General features: G+C 72.3%; 10 protein-coding genes. 5 read left to right on the top strand and 5 right to left on the bottom strand.

Going from position 1 to position 15,900, the window contains the following annotated elements; all coding sequences use genetic code 11:
* Positions 1–12: 12 nt before the first annotated feature.
* Entirely contained in the window at positions 13–3,282 is a 3,270-nt protein-coding gene (locus tag H180DRAFT_RS06425) for a glycoside hydrolase family 84 protein (protein ID WP_055485021.1), read from the bottom strand.
* 735 nt (positions 3,283–4,017) lie between these two features.
* On the opposite strand from H180DRAFT_RS06425, the gene H180DRAFT_RS06420 reads away from it, so the two are divergent.
* The 3 genes from H180DRAFT_RS06420 to H180DRAFT_RS06410 all read left to right on the top strand — a co-directional run bounded on the left by H180DRAFT_RS06420 (position 4,018) and on the right by H180DRAFT_RS06410 (position 6,067).
* Positions 4,018–4,311, top strand: a complete 294-nt coding sequence (locus H180DRAFT_RS06420; RefSeq protein ID WP_055485020.1) for a hypothetical protein — start codon at positions 4,018–4,020, stop codon at positions 4,309–4,311.
* A gap of 186 nt (positions 4,312–4,497) precedes the next feature.
* Positions 4,498–4,680, top strand: a complete 183-nt coding sequence (locus tag H180DRAFT_RS06415; protein WP_254665920.1) for a hypothetical protein — start codon at positions 4,498–4,500, stop codon at positions 4,678–4,680.
* Positions 4,681–4,951: 271 nt separating this feature from the next.
* Positions 4,952–6,067: a hypothetical protein gene (locus H180DRAFT_RS06410; protein WP_055485019.1), complete on the top strand. Its 1,116-nt coding sequence runs from the start codon at positions 4,952–4,954 to the stop codon at positions 6,065–6,067.
* Between the two features lie 244 nt (positions 6,068–6,311).
* On the opposite strand, the gene H180DRAFT_RS06405 is transcribed toward H180DRAFT_RS06410, so the two are convergent.
* From H180DRAFT_RS06405 to H180DRAFT_RS06395, 3 genes are all read right to left on the bottom strand, one after another.
* Positions 6,312–7,436 (bottom strand): serine hydrolase domain-containing protein, encoded by a 1,125-nt coding sequence (locus tag H180DRAFT_RS06405; RefSeq protein ID WP_175437724.1) that lies wholly within the window; start codon positions 7,434–7,436, stop codon positions 6,312–6,314.
* A gap of 10 nt (positions 7,437–7,446) precedes the next feature.
* Positions 7,447–8,754, bottom strand: a complete 1,308-nt coding sequence (locus tag H180DRAFT_RS30305; protein WP_055485018.1) for a DMT family transporter — start codon at positions 8,752–8,754, stop codon at positions 7,447–7,449.
* Between the two features lie 62 nt (positions 8,755–8,816).
* Positions 8,817–10,562 (bottom strand): TIGR03767 family metallophosphoesterase, encoded by a 1,746-nt coding sequence (locus H180DRAFT_RS06395; RefSeq protein WP_055485017.1) that lies wholly within the window; start codon positions 10,560–10,562, stop codon positions 8,817–8,819.
* A 546-nt stretch (positions 10,563–11,108) separates the two neighbouring features.
* On the opposite strand from H180DRAFT_RS06395, the gene pepN reads away from it, so the two are divergent.
* The gene (pepN, locus tag H180DRAFT_RS06390) at positions 11,109–13,688 is read left to right on the top strand and encodes an aminopeptidase N (RefSeq protein ID WP_055485255.1); all 2,580 of its coding nucleotides are present in this window, start codon (positions 11,109–11,111) and stop codon (positions 13,686–13,688) included.
* Between the two features lie 299 nt (positions 13,689–13,987).
* Here the strand turns inward: pepN and snpA are convergent, their stop codons facing one another.
* The gene (snpA, locus tag H180DRAFT_RS06385) at positions 13,988–14,653 is read right to left on the bottom strand and encodes a snapalysin (protein ID WP_055485016.1); all 666 of its coding nucleotides are present in this window, start codon (positions 14,651–14,653) and stop codon (positions 13,988–13,990) included.
* Between the two features lie 206 nt (positions 14,654–14,859).
* Here snpA and H180DRAFT_RS06380 point away from each other — a divergent pair, with 206 nt between their 5' ends.
* Positions 14,860–15,864, top strand: a complete 1,005-nt coding sequence (locus H180DRAFT_RS06380; protein WP_055485015.1) for a LysR family transcriptional regulator — start codon at positions 14,860–14,862, stop codon at positions 15,862–15,864.
* Positions 15,865–15,900 lie beyond the last annotated feature (36 nt).

Genomic DNA, 15,900 nt, shown 5'->3' with positions numbered 1-15,900 from the left:
GGCGCCGACCGCTCAGCGGTCCCGTGCGGCTTCCCCGAGGACCGCGTACGCCTGGAGCTCCCAGAGCGAGTATCCGAACTTCGTTGCCCGCTCCTCCCCCTGGATGCGGACATAGCGGGTGTCGTCGGGAGTGTCCATGCGGACGGTCTCCCTGCCGCCCTTGCCGTCCCGTACGGTCGCCGCGTCGCGCCACCGCTTGCCGTCGGGGGAGACCTGCACGCGGTAGCGCTTCGCGTACGCCTCCTGCCAGTTCAGGACCAGCTCGCCCAGCCGCACGGGCTGCCGCAGCTTCAGCTGCACCCACTCGCCGTCCTTCGCCGGGGAGGACCAGCGGGTGTCCTTGCGGCCGTCGACGACGGCCGACGCCGGGAACTCGTCGGTCTCGTCGCCCGAGGACGAAGCTTCCGCGTCCCGTGCCAGGTCCGGCCCGCCGGCGCGGGGGAAGGCCCGCACGGTCAGTGTCCGTTTCTCTTCACCGAAGGAGAGCCGGATGCGGTGCTTGCCCGGCCGCACGGACGAGTCGGCCTCGATCTCGACGGGCACCCTTGCCGTTCCGCCGCGCGGCACGACGGTCCGCTCGGGGGTGCGCACCGTGAACCCCTCGGGCGCCTCGGCGGTGATCCTGCCGTGCAGTTCGGAGGGGCGGTGTCCGTGGAGCTCAGCTGTCACTTCGCTCCTGCCGCCTCCGATGGAGGCGTCGACGTCGTCCCGCGACAGCGACAGGGAGGCGTCCGGCCGGTCCGCGTACCAGGGGGTGATCTCGTGCACCACCGGTTCGTCGGAACCGGGGGACCAGGCGAGGCGCAGCGCATCGGCCCGCAGGCCCTGCGCGTCCCGCTGGGTCCAGCCGCTGCCGGAGAGCGGGCCGAGACGCCGCCAGCCCTCGCCGGGCACGTGCGCCTCGACGCGTGCGCGGGTGCCGGAGCCGGGGCCTGTCTGCACGGTCACGGCCTCCAGGGGGCGCCGTTCGGGCAGCTCGACGGTGAGGGCGGGGGCGTGAGGGCTGCTTTCGCCGGTGTCCCGTCCGTGGCCGGACCGGCCCCCGCCCGCGTCGTCCTGCTGGCCGAGGCCGCCGGGCAGCGAAGCCCCGGGCAGCGCGGCGCGCGGGGCGAACCACCCCGTCGACGGGGCGGCTTCGGCCCGGTACGCGGTGTCCGGGTCGCCGTCCACGGCGGCCTCCGCGGGCGAGTCGGGGCGGGCGGCGGGGCCGCCCTGAGCCGTCGCCCGGTGGCGGCCCGACGGCGCGTGATCGGCGCCCGTCCACCTGTCGGAGGCCTTCAGCGCACGCTTCACGAAGCCGGACAGCACGCCCTTCCCGACGGTCGCGGCCGGCTCTGCGCCCTCCCGGCCTTCCGGGTCCTTGGTGTGGAGGCGTTCGGCCGCCAGCCGCGCGTCCCAGGCGGAACCGCCGTCGCCGCGCGCCTGCGCCGTGAGCATCCGCACCGCGTGCTCTCCCGCTTCGCCGTGGCGTGCCAGCTCGTCCAGCCAGGGGCGCACCTCGCGCGCGAGGGCGTCCGGTACGTGATCCCGGGCGGTACGCATCGCACGGAACGCGTCGCTCAGCCGCTCCCCGGTGCGCCGCAGCCGCTTCATGGAGGCGTCGTCCTCCGGGTCGGCCGCGTCGTAGGCGTCCCAGAAGTCCTTCAACATCGGCCGCAGATAGGCCGATTCCCGCCCCCCGAGGACCGAGGAGGCGTCGTTGCCCGCCAGCGCGTGCACTGCCTCGCGCGACCGCTCGGAGCCTCCCGCGACGTCGGCGATCGCCGCCTGCCAGGACGCCTCGGGGCTGTAACTCTGCGGGTTCCAGGCGTAGTCGGCGGCGGTGAAGAGCGGGATGCGCGAAGCCGTCGGCTGCTTCATGGCGTTGGACAGCACGGCCGCGGAGCGGGCGGCGACGGCCGGTTCGCGGCCGCGGTAGGGGCCGAGGAAGATCCGGTCCTGCGCGTAGTCGTTGACGGGGTAGTTGTCCATCGTGACCAGCGGATGCTGGTGGAACGCCGAGCGCGCCGCGGTCAGTTCGCCCCCGGTGATGGTGCGCGGCACCACGCCGACGCCCGTCCAGGCGACCTGCACGCCCGGGGCCAGCCTCTTCGACAGCTCCGTGCGGTAGTCGGTGTCGCCGTCCTGGTAGAACTCCGTCGGCATGAGGGAGAGCGGCTCGGCGTCCGGGTGCCGCACGGCGAGATGGCGGGCGACGTCGCCGGCCAGTTCGGCGTGGGCACGCGCCGCGGCCTTCGGGCCGGTGCCGTAGGACCGCGCGTCCTCGTCGCAGTGCCATTCGCTGTAGCTGACGTCCTCGAAGCGGAGCTGGAACGCCCGGAAGCCCAGCGCCCTCATCGAGTCCAGTTTGCGCAGCAGCGCCCGGCGGTCGTCGGGGGAGGAGAAGCACATGCCCTGACCGGGCGCCACGGCCCAGCCGAGCTTCACGTGGTTGCGGCGTGCCCTCTCGGCCAGTGCGCGGAACTCCTCGCGCTGCGCGGCCGGATAGGGGTCGCGCCAGCGGGAGGACTGCCGGTACGGGTCGTCGGTCGAGGCGTAGAGATAGCGGTTCTGCTTCGTGCGGCCCAGGAAGTCCAGCTGTTCCAGGCGCTCCTGCTGCGTCCAGGAACCGCCGTAGAAGCCCTCGGCGATGCCGCGCACGGGCGCGGTGGGCCAGTCCCGGACGGTCACGCCGGCGAAGCCCCGGCTGCCGTCCTCCTCGGACACCAGCTGCCGCAGCGTCTGCGCGGCGTGGAACAGGCCCTCGCCGTCGGCCCCTTCGAGGGCGACGGTGTCGCGCGACCCGGTCCGGCCGACGGCGAGGCGGTAGCCCCCGCGCGGCAGATCGCCGCGCGGGGGCGCGTTCAGCGCACGGAGGGCGGTGACTGCCGACGCGTCCGCGCGTACGACCAGGTCGTCCCGGCCGGGCAGCGGCTGTCCGGGTCGCACCTCGGTGATGTCGTGCGCGCCGGCACCGCGCAGTGCGGCCCGCAGTGCGTCGAGAGCGGGTGCGTCGGTGTCCTCGTCCGCGACGAGCGTCACGTTCCGGCCCACCGGCACGAACGAGCCCTGCTGCCGCATGGACTGCGGGCGCGGCCACACCGCCGGTACGGAGGCGTCCCCGGCCTTCGCCCTGCTGTCGCGTTCCTGGCCGGCGGCGCCCGCGGAGTGTTCTCCGGGGCCGGGGCCGGGAGCCGCGTGCGCCGTGGGCACACCGCCGAGAAGCCCGCCGATGACGGCCGCGGTGAGTGCCGTCGCTCCCGCCCGTCTGCGTGCTCTGTCCCCCTGGGGCGCTGCGCCCACGACGTCCTCCCGTCCTCCCCGTCTCCGAACCGCCCGCGGTTCTCGCGACGTTGCCGTGTCGCGGTGTCACCGCGCCGCCCGTACGGCCTCCTCCGGCCGTACGCCGTCCGGCTCGCTCACATCGGTCACATTGTTCACCAGAGCCGAACACCCGGCGCGCGGGGCACACTTCGAGGAGCGAGCCCATCACCGTCCCGTCGGACGTGTCAACGCGCACCCGCCGGACGTGTCGAGGCGCACGGAACGCGCGCGGTTCGCCGGCGGCATGCGGCCCTCCGCATCCACCCGGTCCGGACGCGGAGCGCTGCCGTTCCGGTTCCTCTGCCTCAGGGGGCGGGCCCACCGCGGGCGGGACGTTTCCGGGGTGGCGCCACGCTGCGGTGCGGTCCGTGACGGTGCGTCGCGGCCGGCCCCGGCCGCCGGGGTGGGCCACGCCGGGCCGCACACCCACGGTGACGGAACGTGACAGGGGCTTTCCGTTGCCCGGGTACGGAAGGTGAGAAGGGCCGCAATCGTTCCGCCAGGTGGTGACCTTGGGTGAGCGGCCTGTAAAATTTTGGGCGCAACAGCCCGGAAACCCGTCGACCGTTCGCCCCCCGAGGCCGCCCGCAGGTAAATCGCCTGTCGGCGCGAACGTGACCTCGGCCACGTTCGCCCCCCGATCACGTCTGCGGCCCGCTCGACTGGGTAAGGCAATCCATCTGACCATCCGCCGTCAACGAACGGAGGCCCACGGTGGCCGCGTCCGCTGAACTTCTCGCCGTCCTGAACCCGCTCCCGCGACAGGTGATCTCGAAACGCGGAGTCCTCTCCAAACACGGGCACGAGCCGGTAGACCTGTCCGGTGTGTCCCACCCCGACTCCGGACTTGACGGCTCGTGCTCCTGCGAGTGCCTCGAGGTACCGCTCACCTCCGAACCGCCCCTCGCCGACGTGGCGCCCCTCACTTCCGAACCGCCTCTCGCCGAGCTGCCGCTCACCAGTGAGCCCACCGGCAACGGCTTCAGCGCCGACAGCACCGAGATCTGATCCGGCTGACCCGATCGTCTTCCGAGGGCCGCGCCCCGCTCGTGCGGGGCGGCCGGCGCCCCGGAGTGCCCCGGATGAGTGGAGCTCCGCGCGGTCCGCTATGTTGACGACGTGAACGACAACGCCAATTCGAAGGTCAGCAAGAGCGCGCTGCGGGCCGGCACGGTCACCGCCGCCTCGGCGCTGATGATGCTGGTGTCCCTCCCCGCCTTCGCGGTCAACCCCGACGACGGAGACGACCCGGGCCCCGGGCTGAGCGTCGCCGAGACCCTCGGGCTGTACGTCGCTCTTCCCGTCGCGATCTTCCTCGCGATCTCCGCCCTGGTGATGCTGGGCGGCAGGACCGGCAGCGGCAAGCAGCAGCGCTGACCCACCGGGCCCCGGCGGCTTTCGCCTCGGGGCCTTTCGTGCTTCCCGGGCGGCCGCCGCGGCCTTGTCCCGTCCGCGCAGCCGCCGTCGTCCGCGCCTTTCGAACTCGACTGCCGCGTACGGCAGTCGACCGCTTCGCGGGCGGAACGTTCCCCGGGCGGTGGCTTGCTCGACACTCGAACGCGCGTACTTTAGGGCAGAGTTGTCCGGCTTTGTCGACGAGCTCGTAACAGAGGTTGGTAGGCGGGCCGGGGCTGGGAATCGCCCGGACATGACGCACAACACCCCGCTCTCCCCTCGCCCTCTCAGCCACCTCACCGAAGCGCCGCAGCACCGCGTGCTGACCGCGACCGCCCTCCGCGCGCACGGCATCACCGCCGCCGTCGCCAACGAGCGCTGCCGGCCCGGCGGCCCCTGGCAGTTGCTGCTCCCCGGTGTCTACCTGCTCCACCCCGGCCTGCCCACCAGTGACGAACGGCTGCACGCCGCACTGCTCTACGCGGGCGGCGAGTGCCCGCCCATCCCCGCCCAGCAGGGCGGTGGCCGCACGTCCTGCCACGCCGCCGCCCGGACGGCCGCCCCGTCCGGAACGCCCTCCGGCCGGTCCGCCGCCGGACACTGCCCGCCTCCGCACCCGCCCAGGGCGATGATCACCGGCCTCGCCGCACTGACCCTGCACGGCTTCGCCGGCTCACCCTCACTGCGCGCCCTCGACCGCATCGACGTACTCGTGCCGCGCACGACGCGGCTGCGCTCCACAGGCTGCGTCCACATCGTGCGCGGCCAGAGCGTGCCGGACCCCGAAGAGATCACGGGGTTGCCCGTCGCGCCGGTGGCACGCGCCCTCGCCGACACCGTCGGGCAGCTGACGGACGCCGGAGTCGTACGGCGGCTGCTCGTGGAGTCGGTGCGCGGGGGGTACTGCGAATCGGGCGCCGTAGTGGGGGAGTTGCTGCGGGCGCGGCTGCTCGGACGGCCCCACGTGCGGGACGCCGTCGACGCGCTGGTCGCCGAGAGCCGGGCGCTGGCCGAGGGCATGCTCTACGAGATGGTCTTCCGGCACCGGCTCCCCGACCCCTGCTGGAACGTCGACCTCCGTCTCCCGGGCGGCCCGCACCTGGGCGGGGTCGACGCCTACTGGCCCGAACAGGCCGTGGCCCTGGAACTGGACACCCGCGCGCCCCGTCCGCACCTCGACCAGGACGCGCAGTGGTCGGAGTACGCCCGCAAGCGCGAGGCGCTGGAGGGGCTCGGCATCACCGTGGTCCATCTCACCCCCGGGAAGCTGCGCGAATCGCTCCAGCAGCAGGCCGCGATCGTGCGCACGGCCCTGATGACGGCCGTCGAAAGGGAGCCCGCCGAATACGTGATCGTGACGCCGCGCTAGGCCCTGTCTGACAAATCCCGTCTGGGCTGCGATGCCTGGCACGCACTCCCCCAGCCTTCGGCCGGGGGCGCCCCCACGCTGCGTTGTCGATCGTCGGCGCAGCCCGCTGCGCTCTCCTCCTCCGCCTTGCGACCGCACGCACCAGACACCGCAACCCACGTCCTGACGGACGTACGACGCTATTTGTCAGACAGGGCCTAGAACCCGTCCGGGGCAGCGCGGCGCAGGCGGACCGGCCGCCGGGTCAGCCGCAGTACTCCGCCTCGATCATGTCGGCCATGCCGCTCGACCAGTCGGCGTTGACGTTGAACGCCGCCGGGTGTGAACCGTCCGCCGTGGTGACGGCAGTGGAGTGCGAGCCCTGGATGGTGCCCTCGTGACCCCACACGGTGGTCCCGCAGGAGAGCCGGTACCGGGTGAGGCCGAGCCCGTAGCGGTCGCCCCCGTCGGCGGGGACGGTGGACTTCATCTGAGCGAGCTGCCGGGCCGGCAGCACGTCTCCGCCGAGGAGCGCCTGCATGAAGCGGATCAGGTCGCCGGTGGAGGAGATCATCTCGCCCGACGCGCCGGCGAGTGACGGATCGAGAGCGGTGACGTCGTGCACGCGCGTCCCCGAACCCGCAGGCGCGAGCTTCGAGTACGCGCGCCCGTGCGGTTCCGGGATGCCGGGGGAGGTCCCCGGAAACGACGTGTCGCGCAGCTTCAGCGGCCGGATGATCCTGCGCTCGACCTCGTGCGCGTAGGAACGACCCGTCACCTTCTCGATGACCATGCCGGCCAGGACGTAATTGGTGTTGGAATAGCCCCAGTCGGTGCCCGGCTCGAAGGCGCGCCGGTGCGCCGTGGCGGTGCGCACGAGCGACGCCGCGTCGTGCGAGTCGTACCTGTGGGCCGCGAAGCGCGGACCGAAGTAGTCGCGCTGCATGCCGGGGTCGGCCGTGAAGTCGTACAGACCGCTTGTGTGGCCGAGGAGTTGGCGAACGGTGACGATGCGGCCGTCCTGCCCGCCGCCCCGTACGGTGCCGGGCAGCCAGCGCTCGACGGGCGCGTCCAGATCCACGCTGCCCTCCGCCTCCAGCTGAAGCATCACGGCGGCTATGAAGGGCTTCGTCAGGCTGCCGACGCGGAACTTGTCCTGGGACATCGGCGGGCGGTGCGTCGCCCGGTCCGCGATCCCCGAGGAGCCGTGCCACACGCCGCCGCCGTCCCGGGCCTGCCCCGACACGCCCGGTACGTGGTCCTGTTGGACCAGGGCGTCCATCGCGTCCTGCGTGGCGGAGTGACCCTGGTCGGCCGCCGCCGAGGAGGCCAGGGGGAACGCCGCCAGAGCGGCGACCGCCATGGCGACGGCGGTGGAACGCAGCGACATGCGCCCGACTCTAATGATCTGTGCGCGTGGTGCGCCATACCGCGAGAACGACAAGTACACAGCCCGCGTACTGGGTTGGAGTGGGACGTTCGGCGAGGAATCCGACACCGAAGAGGAGCGCGAGGATCGGCTGCAGAAGCAGCAGCGTGGCGCCCTTGTCCGGGGAGAGGCGCGGCAGCGCGGGGTTGATGAGCAGCCAGGCCAGCACCTGCCCGAGGAACGCCATCGGTATCAGCCAACCCCACGCCGCCGGGCCCGGGTCGAGGTCCACGCCCGTCCACAGCGAACCGAGTACGCCGGCGGCGACGGCTGCCGCGAACGTCGCCGTGCACACGGGCGTCACCGTGTGCGGACCGCCCGCACCGCGGGATGTGCCAGGGCCCGTCCGGCGGATCTTCGCGGGCTCGCGACGCCCTCTGGACTTCGTCCGGGGGTGCCCCCAGGCACCGCACCTCTCCCCCTGGCTTCGCCGGGCGGTGCCCCCAGCGTTGTCGGGATCGCCCGAATACTCCCCTGGCCTTCGGCATGGGGAACCCCGGTATGAGGGCGCCCCTCCGCCTTGCGATGCGTCCCCTCGCTTTCGCGGGGGAGGCCCCATGCGCCGGACGCCGCTCGCTGATCCACGAAGATCCGTCGGACAGCCCCTAGCCGGACCGGACGTGCGGCCGGTCTCCTCCGGGCTTGCGGCGGACGGCAGTTGAGAGGTGCCGGCCGGGCGTCCGTCCCCGCCGAGCCGGATCAGGAAGAGATACCCGGCGAACGCCATGCCCGCGACGGTCCCGAAGAGCACCCCGGAGACCGGGTCGCTGCCCGGTTCCGCCCGTCCGATCGCGCCGCCGGCCAGCGCCAGCCCCGTCAGCAGCACGGACGCGGTCAGCCAGAACCGCCGCGCGAGCCGCACACCGGTCAGGAACCGCGCCAGCAGCGGGAAGACAACGAGCTGGATGTTCAGGAGCAGCGTCGCGATGGACGCGCCTAGATCGTGGATGCTCTGCACCCAGCACACGTAGTCGAGACCGAGCAGGGCGCCCGCTGCGAGGTCCAGGGCGAGCAGACGCGGACGGCGGGGCCCGACGCGGCGGTACTCGACGAACGCCATCGGCGCCAGCACCACGAGCGCGAGCGCGCACCGCAGGAAGGCTGCGGTACCGGCGTTCACCTCGGAGAGCTTGATGAACATGCCCGACGACGAAGTACACGCCGCCCCCGCAACGACCATGAGCGCGGGGCCCGGCCGGACCCCGCGCCACCTGCGTTCCGCCGCCTCTCCTTGCGCCGCCGGCGCCGCTGCCTCCCCGGCCTTCTCCGTGCTCGCCATGCCCGACACTCTGCTCCTCAGGGCGGAGAAACGACAACGCCGTTCGGCGGGCTCCGCCGCGTCTACGGCTTGCGCAGCAGCAGTTCCGTGTTGCGGTCGTCGGGTTCGCCGGCCAGGTCGGTGCGCGCACCGGGCGAGTTGAGGGCGAGTTCGCGGTAGAGCGAGGCCAGGCCGGTCTGGGAGAGGTCGTGGAAGTCGGTGCGTGCCGGGGCCGAGGACTCGATCAGCGTGGTGAACAGCGACAGCGTCCCGTCACCGTTGTCGGCCAGCTCCAGTGTCCGTGCCATCTGCGGGAAGTCGATGTGGGAGGCCGTGGATATCTCCCAGAACGTACGCCGTGATCTGATGCGGTTCTTGTGGCTGTGGCCGTTGATCCAGGCCAGGACGTGCGGATTGCGGTTCAGCAGGGACATGAGCCGCTCGCCGCCGTCCGGGATCGTGGTGCTGGTGTGATGGCTGAAGATCAGCACGTAGGTGCCCTTCGAGCGCTCCTCGCGCAACCGCCGCTCCAGCCAGTCGAGTTGAGCGTCGCCGACCTTGCCCTTGTAACCCCCGTCGTGCCGTGTCGTGTCCAGGCTGATGCCCGTCACGCCCTCCGCGACGCGGAAGGTGTAGTAGAGACGGTCCTCGGCGAGATTGGCCTCGGTGTAGCCGTGGCCGACGGGGCCGGCGCCCGCGTGGCGGCGGCGCATGTGGGCGCGCACCCAGTCCTTCCTGGAGAAGGGGGCGCGCTCCAGGTCCGGGGTGACCCGCCGCATCTGCCGCGAGTCCGTCCGGGAGCGCAGGGCCTCCGCGAACTGCTCGCCCTTCGGGTCGCCGCCGTCCTCCACCGCCTTCCACAGCCGTGCGGCCTCCGCCTTGCTGCCCAGGTCCATCAGCTTCCTGCCGCCGACGGCGAAGTCCGCGAAGAAGGCGCTGCCCGAGAAGCACCCGCCGGGCAGGGCGTCGTGGTTGCCGGAGGTGGAGTACCAGGGCAGCGCCAGGCCCGGGCTGTTGACCTCCCGGATGGCCGCCCGCAGATAGCCGTCGATGCGGGGGAAGCCCAACGCCTTGTCGTCGTCGCGGAGTTCGTCCTCGGGGTGCCAGTACAGCTTCAGCCCGCTGTTGTGCACACCCTCGTAGCGGTCGACGTCGCCGGTGTTGGGGGTGATGCGCCCGCCGGTCATCGCCGTGAGGAACCAGTCGAGTTCGGCACGGCAGTTGTTGTCGGTGTTGTCGCCGGTGGTCACGGCGAACGACAGCGGCTCGCCGGTGGCGGGGCCGCCCCGCAGCCCGTTGACGCGTTCGATCATGGAGACGGTGCCCGCGACGGACAGCGCCTCCTGCGGGCGCCACGCGCTGGTGGTCTCGGCGCGCAGGAACTCGTAGCGCAGCGGGTGCTGCACGTCGACCAGGTGCAGGTCCGTGAACTGGACGAACGCGGCCAGCGTGCGCCGCTTCTCGGCCCGTGCGCGCCGTGCACGGGCCAGGTCGGTGCGCACCTGCCGCTTCCAGCCCGGGCCGTCGCCGAGCCGGCGGTAGCCTCCGCTGTCCCCGCGCGGCGTGGCGACGCTCTCCAGAGTGGTGCCCTCGGGCGAGGGTTCGACGGGGTTGTCGCGGGTGACGGGGGCGTGTGCGCGTGCGCGGGCGGCGCGGGAACGGGCCGCGGACGCGGGGGACATCGCCGCCTTCGGCGGCCGGCCGGCGCCGGTGGCACTGCCGTTGAACACCGGCCCGGCACCCAGTGCGGCGGCTGCGCCTGCGGCGCCGAGCGTGAGGAGGGTGCGGCGGTGGGGCAGACGTGTCTGCCTCAGGCTGCTGCGGTCCATGCGGGCTGCCTCTCCTGGTGGACGGACGCGGAGCGGAGCGCGCCCCGCACCGCGCCGCCAGCGCGGACCTGTCGGGAAACACCCGCTCACCAGGGATGTTTGGCAGCGGGAGTGACCTGCGTCTGAACGACGGCCGAACGCCGGACACCCATCCCCACTCATCGATCACCACCGGGGACCTGGGCCTTCTCCCCGTAGCCCGGCGCCGTCCGCGCGTCGGTCTGCTGCTCATCCGCCGTTCACCTGCGGCCGCGGCCCCGCGCGGCCGGAGCCGCGCACACGCGGTGCGTCCGCGGAGCCGTGCCCCGGCCGCCACGCTCACGAGGCCGGTGCCCCGCGGCGAGCCGGGGTCCGGCCGTGCGCTCCGTCGTCTCCGCGTCGTGCGCTCGTGTCGCCTCCGCGCAGGGCGTCCGCGTCGCCTCGGCGCAGGGCGCCCCCGTCGTTCTGCCGGGTTCGCCGGACGGGTGGGAACCGCGCGCGGCCGCCACGTGGAAGGATGGCCGAACTACGACATAGTGAGCCCGCGAGAGCATGGGAGAGCACCAGGTGCCTGGCACGAATCTGACACGCGAGGAGGCCCGTGAGCGTGCGCGGCTCCTCCGCGTCGACTCCTACGAGATCGAGCTGGATCTGAGCGGCGCGCAGGACGGAGGTACCTTCCGCTCCCGCACGCTCGTGCGCTTCGAGGCCGCCGAGGCCGCCTCCAGCTTCATCGACCTCGTGGCACCGGCGGTGCACGAGATCACCCTGAACGGACGGGCCGTCGACCCGGCTTCGGCCTTCGCCGACTCGCGGATCGCGCTCGACGGTCTCGCCCGGGGGCAGAACGAACTGCTGGTCGTCGCCGACTGCGCGTACACCAACACCGGTGAGGGCCTGCACCGCTTCGTCGACCCGGTCGACCAGCAGGCTTATCTGTACACCCAGTTCGAGGTGCCCGACGCGCGGCGCGTCTTCGCCAGCTTCGAACAGCCTGATTTGAAGGCCGCTTTCCAGTTCACGGTGCGCGCCCCCGAGGGCTGGACGGTGATCTCGAACTCGCCCGCTCCGGAGCCCGAGGACGGGCTGTGGCGTTTCGAGGCTACGCCCCGCATCTCGTCCTACATCACCGCGCTCATCGCCGGCCCGTACCACTCGGTGCACAGCACGTGGGAGGGCGGGGGCCGCTCCGTCCCGCTGGGCATCTACTGCCGGCCGTCGCTGGCCGAACACCTCGACGCCGACGCGCTCTTCGAGGTGACCCGGCAGGGATTCGACTGGTTCCAGGAGAAGTTCGACTACCCCTACCCGTTCGCCAAGTACGACCAGCTCTTCGTGCCGGAGTTCAACGCGGGCGCCATGGAGAACGCGGGCGCGGTCACCATCCGCGACCAGTACGTCTTCCGCTCGAAGGTGACGGACGCCGCGTACGAGGGACGCGCCGAGACGGTCCTCCACGAGCTGGCCCACATGTGGTTCGGCGACCTCGTGACGATGGAGTGGTGGAACGACCTGTGGCTGAACGAGTCGTTCGCCACCTACACCTCCGTGGCGTGCATGGCCGCCGCCCCGGGCTCCCGCTGGCCGCACGCGTGGACGTCGTTCGCCAACCAGATGAAGACGTGGGCCTACCGGCAGGACCAACTGCCCTCCACCCACCCGATCATGGCCGAGATCCGCGACCTGGACGACGTCCTGGTCAACTTCGACGGGATCACCTACGCCAAGGGCGCGTCCGTGCTGAAGCAACTCGTCGCCTACGTCGGCGAGGACGAGTTCTTCAGCGGCGTGCAGCGTTACTTCAAGCGCCACGAGTGGGGCAACACGCGCCTGAGCGACCTGCTCGGTGCGCTGGAGGAGACCTCCGGCCGCGACCTGACGGCCTGGTCGAAGCACTGGCTGGAGACCGCGGGGATCAACGTTCTGCGGCCCGAGTTCGTGACGGACGGGGAGGACCGCTTCACGTCCTTCGCCGTGCGTCAGGCTGCGCCGTCCCTCCCGCCCGGCGCCACGGGCACCTCGACGCTGCGTCCGCACCGCATCGCCGTCGGGGCGTACGAGCTGCGGGAGGGCAAGCTCGTCCGCACGGACAGCGTCGAGATGGACGTGACCGGCGAACTCACCGAGGTGCCGCAGTGGGTGGGCCGCAAGCGCCCGGACGTCGTCCTGCTGAACGACGGCGACCTCTCGTACGCGAAGGTGCGTCTGGACGCCGAGTCGCTGGAGGCGGTCACGCGGCACATCGGCGACTTCGAGGAGTCCCTGCCGCGCGCGCTGTGCTGGGCGTCCGCGTGGGACATGACCCGCGACGGCGAACTGCCCGCCCGCGACTACCTCGGTCTCGTCCTCTCCGGCATCACCAAGGAGTCGGACATCGGCGTCGTCCAGTCGCTCCAGCGGCAGGTCAAGCTCGCCCTCGACCTGTACGCCGACCCGCAGTGGCGCGAGACCGGCCTCCTGCGCTGGGCCGAGGCGGCGCTGGAGCAGCTCCGTGCCGCGGCTCCCGGCAGCGACCACCAGCTCGCCTGGGCGCGGGCCTTCGCCTCCGCGGCGCGTACCGACGATCAACTGTCGCTGCTGGAGGGCCTGTTGGACGGTGCCCAGTCGGTGGAGGGCCTGGCTGTCGACACGGAGCTGCGCTGGTCGCTGCTCCAGCGCCTCGCCGCCACCGGACGGGCGGGCGAGAAGGAGATCGCGGCGGAGCTGGAGCGCGACGCGACCTCGGCGGGCGAGCGGTACGCTGCGATGGCCCGCGCCGCGCGGCCCACCGAGGAGGCCAAGTCGGAGGCGTGGGCCTCGGTGGTCGGCAGCGGGGCCGCCGGGGAGGCGGGTCTTCCCAACGCCGTGCAGGAGGCGGTCATCGGCGGATTCCTCCAGACCGACCAGAGGGAACTGCTCGCCCGGTACTCCGAGAAGTACTTCGAGGTGGTCAAGGACATCTGGGAGCAGCGCAGCCACGAGATGGCGCAGCAGATCGTCGTCGGCCTCTACCCGACGCTCCAGGTCTCGCAGGAGACCCTCGACGCCACGGACGCGTGGCTGGAGCGGGCCCAGCCCGCTCCGGCGCTGCGGCGCCTGGTGACCGAGTCGCGCGCGGGGGTCGAGCGGGCCCTGCGGGCGCAGGCGGCGGACGCGGCGGCCGGATGAGCCACGGTGCCGGGGGAGCCGCGGTCCCGCCGCGGTGACCCCGGCACGGGCCGGGCGCGGGACCGGGCACGGACGGTCACTTCCGCCCGGCCCGCCGTGCAGCAACCCCGGAGGCCCCCGGCAATGCGCCGGGGGCCTCCGAGTGGGGGGTTCGGGCCGTACGTCTCTCAGGCGTGGTGCGAACAACTGCGCTGTTCCTCAAGCGTGTTGCACGGTCTTCCGTGCCTCGTCACGCTGTTCCGGCGTCGTGCCCTGCCGGCTTGTCCATGCTGCTTCCGGCTTGGTGGGGGCCGGCACTGTTACTTGGCGAACGCCGCCTGGTCGAAGGCCGCGCTCGCGACTCCGTTGGCCCACAGCGACTCGACCTGGGCGGCCTCGGCCGCGTTGGGACGGTCGTTGGTGCAGGACGTGCCCGGGCCGCCGCCCGACATCAGTTCGCTGCACGGGCCTTCGTAGTGGTCCGGGAGGCCGAGGACGTGCCCGGTCTCGTGGGCCACGACGCGGTCGGAGTCGTACTGCTGGTTCTGGGCGTAGTCCAGGAAGATGTACCCGTTGCCGTGTCCGTCCGTGGAGGCGTACGAGCCACGCGGGTCGTTGCCCTCGCGGTAGTCGAAGCTGGCGCCGCTGCCCTCGGTCAGCGTGACGTTGTCGACGGCCGCGTTCCAGACGGCCGTGCTGTTGGCGATCTCGCCGGCGAACGTGGGTGCCCCGCTCGCGTCGTAGCGGACGGTGACGGCCTGGATGCCGGGCTTGGCGGCCTGCTTCTTGAGAGCGTCCTTGACGACGGCGTTGAAGAACGCCTCGGTCGCCTTGTTCGACTCTCCGATGTACCCGGCGCGGGTCGCGCTGCTCTTCGACGTGCTGCCGCTGTCGTCGGGAGTCGCGGCCGAGGCGGGCATCGCACCCAGTCCCAGGGCCAGTCCGAGGCCGAGCGCCGCCGAAGCGGCCATGGTGCGGTGTTTCATGGGGGGTCTCCTTCGGTCCGAAGCACCGAGCCGCTGCAAGGTGGGGTGCGCTCGTGTGCTGCCGGAAGAACTCCTGCCGACGAAGAGTCTGTTGGAGAGTCAGGCGCGGGGGATGATGGCAAGTGGCGATAACTCCGTCACATCACCCGATACGCAGGACGTCTCGCGGCTCCTCGGTGTCTGGTGTGACGAACACCCGCTTGGATATGCTCCGCCGTGTGGAGCTCGAGGTGAGGCATCTTCGTGCGCTGTGCGCGATAGCCGACACGGGCAGCGTGCACAAGGCGGCCCGTCAACTCGGCATGACTCAACCGTCGTTGACCACTCAGCTGCGCCGCATCGAGCAGGCTGTGGGAGGTCAGCTGTTCTCCCGCGAGCGTACGGGGAGCGTCCCCACACCGCTCGGCAAGTTCGTACTGTGCCGGGCACGGCCGCTCGTGGCCGAGATGTCCGCGCTCGTGGGTGAGGCGAGGGCCGCCGCCAACCGCGCCGGCGGCGAGTATCTGCGCATAGGAAGCACCGGAAGTCCCGCCGTTCCGGGCTGGCTGCGCAGGCTGCGAGCCCGGTTCCCCGAGGCCGACACCACCTTCCACATGGACGCCTCCGCACACACGCTGCTGCGCATGGTCGTGGCGAACCAGCTCGACGCCGTCTTCGTGCACGAGGTCGAGGGCTCGCCGCTGCGGATACCGGACGGACTCGAGGTGTACGTACTCCTCGAGCGTGAACCGCAGTTCGTCGCCCTCTCGGCGACCCATCCGCTCGCCACACGTGCGGTGCTCAGCCTCGGGGAACTCGCGGACGAGCGGTGGATGGTCGACCCGGCCGCGGACGGTGAATGGACCGGTCTGCGCAGGGTCTTCGCCGAGGCCGGCATCAGCCCCCGCGTGGTGCACGGCGACAATCTCGCCGCCGCCGATCTCGTGGCGGCGGGCGAGGTCGTCGCGCCCTGCCAGCCCACCGCGCCCACGCGTCCCGGACGGGTCGTACGGCCGCTGCTGGGCGACCCGTTGGCGGTCCGGCTGCTGCTGGCGACCCGCGGGAAGACCTCCGGCGGGACTTCCGGTACGGGACCGGCGATCGAACCGGCGGCCCTCCTCGCGGACCTCCAGGTCGCCTACCGCGAGGTGGCGTGGGCGAGCGACACCTACCGCTACTGGTACCAACAGCAGGACGACAGCACGACGTTGCCGTTCACCGTCGTCGCATAGGGCATCACCGCGGCCGCTCCACGTCGTACGGCAGGG

The organism is Streptomyces sp. WMMB 322, from assembly GCF_900090145.1.
Taxonomy (GTDB): Bacteria; Actinomycetota; Actinomycetes; order Streptomycetales; family Streptomycetaceae; genus Streptomyces.
Note: the sequence above shows the minus strand (reverse complement) of the source record. Positions and strands in the feature narration are given on the sequence as shown.